This is a genomic window from Longimonas sp. (assembly GCF_040409695.1).
Classification (GTDB): domain Bacteria; phylum Bacteroidota; class Rhodothermia; order Rhodothermales; family Salinibacteraceae; genus Longimonas.
Genome location: NZ_JARWGJ010000015.1, coordinates 1 through 3,443, shown reverse-complemented (window position 1 = coordinate 3,443; position 3,443 = coordinate 1). Strand labels below are relative to the sequence as shown.

The 3,443-nt window shown below is 62.3% G+C and carries 1 protein-coding gene; it reads right to left on the bottom strand.

Annotated elements, in window-relative coordinates; genetic code table 11:
- Nucleotides 1–674: 674 nt before the first annotated feature.
- Nucleotides 675–2,822, bottom strand: a complete 2,148-nt coding sequence (locus tag PPP56_RS00675; RefSeq protein ID WP_353561743.1) for a nuclease-related domain-containing DEAD/DEAH box helicase — start codon at nt 2,820–2,822, stop codon at nt 675–677.
- Nucleotides 2,823–3,443 lie beyond the last annotated feature (621 nt).

Sequence of the window (3,443 nt, the reverse complement as noted above, 5' to 3'; positions counted from 1 at the left end):
TGTTGGACCTGTCTCCTCCATTTTAAGAGGATTGAAACCTGGGTGCGTCTCCCCAGCCCGTGCCATCGTCATCGCCGCCGAGGTTGGACCTGTCTCCTCCATTTTAAGAGGATTGTGCGGAAGCGGGAGCTCCATGGCGGGGCTGCCGCTTTTTTTGTTGGGAGGCGTTGAGATCCTTCCGCCTATCGGCGTCAGGATGACGTGCAGTGTGTGGGGAGTCGCGCATCCTGCTCCTTCAAATCATTCCAGATGCATGCATCCCCCCCACATCCCCACGGATCGGTGTCCGGGGCAAGCGTTTCCCGGTCTGGGGGCCCGCTTTAAAGACCTGACAGGTTTTGGAAACCTGTCAGGTCTAATAGATAAACGTCCACTTCCTAAACACGCCCATCCCTCCACTCCTCCACCCTTCCATCCCTCTACATCGTGTGGCCCAGTCCGGCATTAGGATGACGTGCGGTGTGGGTTCGATGTAAGCGCTTCAGATATGGTAATGACGCGTCCTACGCGTCGTCTGCGCCAGTGTCGGTGGGCTCCTCACTCATCATCCAGATGATAATGAAAAGCAGATAGATGACCCCAATGACGTACGCGATGTCGAAAATCATGGGACAGCGGGTTTGATGCGAGGGGAATAACTCCTTGGGAGCAAGGCCAAACGGGGACCTTGTGCTCTACGGCAGAGCACGTGGGTTGAGCGGGGTAGCCGGGCGGCAGCGGGTGGGAGCCAGGGCGGGAGGATACAACGCGCGGAGTACGTTCGCATCGCGCCGCACCCAGTCGCCGTGGCTGGTAAACGGGAGTGACGAGGTTGACTCCTGTGCCCCCGTATCTGCAGACGGGTGGCGCGGGCTACGCTGCATGCGGGGCGACGGCCCCGCGTTGGAGTCCGAGCCGGACGAGGTAGGCACCACCACCTCCACAATGGCCCGGGTGCGCGTCAGCGCCACATGCAAGGCAGCGCGGTCTTCCGTCTTCGGAGGGCAGCGCTCCATCAGCACGATCACCACGTCGGCCTCCCAGCCTTTGAAGCTGTGCACCGTGCTCACCTTCAGGCGCGGATCGAGCGGCCAGAATGCGTGCTTGCGTTTCTGGCTCTTTTCCATTGTTGCCGCGCAAACCGAGCAATGGGGCACATCGGCCTGCTTCAGCTGCTCCTCCAGACCCATCCCCATGTTATGGGTGGGCACGAGCATGGCAATCTGGCTGGGATTGAGCCCGTCGACCATGCGGCGTTGGGCAATGGCAACAGCTGTTTTGTAGAGTTGCGACGCTGGCACCTGCGTCCACATCGCCTCAGGACGCGGGCGCTGGTCAAAGTCGAGCGACAGCTGTTCGGCCTTCAGCAGCACCGGCGGCGTGGAGCCGTCTTCGGGCGGCCAGGCGTTGGCCACCGCGTTGAACGCCCCGTGCAGCTCGGCAGGTACGCGGGCGGTGCCTTGCAGGGCATGATGCGTGGGCGTGGCGGTAGCGTCGGGAAAGACGTCGTCCAGACGATCCACCGCGTGGTCATACAAACGCTGGTTGCTGTCGGCGGCCACGGTGATGGGCGTATCCGATTTCATAAGCGGCTGCAGCGCCTGCATCCAGTCGGCCCCCCAGTCCTGGCCCTCATCGATCAGCAGCGTATCGAACGGACCAAACGCATGGCTATCGCCGCTGCGCACGTAGCGGCGGATCTCGCTTGCATGGCGGATGAGCGCAGCGGGCAGGGCGTCAGGCTCCAGTTCGCCCGTATCCACCCCGATGCTGCCCAACAGATTGTAGCCCAACCGGTGGTAGTGCGTGATGGTGCAGGCGCGCATGGCCTGGCTGTAGCGCCATTGCATTTCCTCGCGCAGGCGGCGTTGCACAACGGCCTCGCCCATCTCGCGGCGTTCTGCTTCGGTGAATATGTCGCCCTCCAAGATCACAGCGCGCACACCGCGGGTCAGCAGGTCGCGCATGTAGTGCCACAGCGTGATGTTGAACCCGAGCATCAACACGCGGTGTTCGTCACGCAGCAGGGCATGGGCGGCTCGGCGCGCCAGCACCAGCGTTTTTCCGCTGCCTGCGGATCCGGTAACGAGCAGCCGCTTGGCGGGACTCCACGCGGCTTTGCGCTGCGCGGGGGTCAATATAAGCGGTTCGTTCTGAGCGGCCTCGTCGGGCGTAGGATGCAGCCAGCCGTGCACGATCTCGTGCCAGGGTCGATCTACCCCGATGGCTTCGAGCTTCTGCTGAAGGGCTTTTACGTGCTTGCCGGTTTGTCCGAACGAAAGGGGGCGCAGCATAGGCACCAGGTCTTGCAGGCTTCGCGTCTCCAGCATGGCGCGGCTGGCCAGCCCGTAATACCGAAAGTCTTTGTCGTACACCCGCTCGCCGTATTTCTTCACGCTGTGCATCGCAGGTCCGCTGGCCTTGTGCAGGTAGACGCCCGCCCGCACGAATCCATAGAACGAGGAATCGTCCTGGCGCAGCTGTTCGGCAATGGGCATGAGGATGCGAAAGAACGCATCGCGGGCGCGGTCGGCCTGCGCAAACGGATCGCTGACTGTCTTTAGGCCGGCGTCGGTCTGCACGCGCCACGTCTCGCCCGAGATGTCGTACGCTCCGGCGTCGGGGTCATCCATACGGTAGTCCTTGACTTCAATGATCTGCACGCCCGCATCGGGGTGTACGAGCACCACATCGGGGCGGGTGCCGCCTACGTGCGGCTGCAGGTAGATACGCCACGCATCCGACAGGCGCTCAATGAGCAGCCGTGCCAGGGTCGCCTCGCCCTCGGTGAGGGGCGTGCGGAGCTTCGACCAGGTATCGGGAGCAGGGTAACAGCGGGCCATAGTGAGGAAGCAGGCAAAGGAGTAGGGCGTGCGGGAAAGGGGATAAGCGCAACTGCCCACGCGGTGCCTCGGCTCGAAATCATCATGGCGTTGCTGAATTGCATCGCGCTGCGTTGAATTCAAGGCGGGTAAAGACCTGACAGGGTTTGGAAACCTGTCAGGTCTAACGCTCTCCCCCGTAAGTTCTCCCGGACACAGTACCACCCCCACCCGCAAGTCATCCCGGACGGAGCGGAGCGGAGATCCGGGATCTACCCCTTCACCCCGAGCCCGTACTGCCGGGCAGATCCTTCCAACTACAGCCCTCTTCCCACCAGCTGTCATGGTGAGCGAAGCCGAACCATCTCCTGCTCGACTGGCGACACTGCCCCGTTCGCACAACCTTCACGCTATTCACACCCCCTTCACGGCACCAGCTTGCTCTTTACGCACAAAACCCCTACGCTAACAACCGTACAAACAGGCACATGTCCGCAGGCCCCGAGCCCGGCACGCCGTAATGCGTACGGCCGCTGTGGCGGTTCTTCTGCGCACAATGAGCAGCGAAACATGCTCAAATGTAACAGACATGTGGCGAAATGTGCAGACCTCGCATCCCCCCTAAAACCGGGGGGGTCTGCA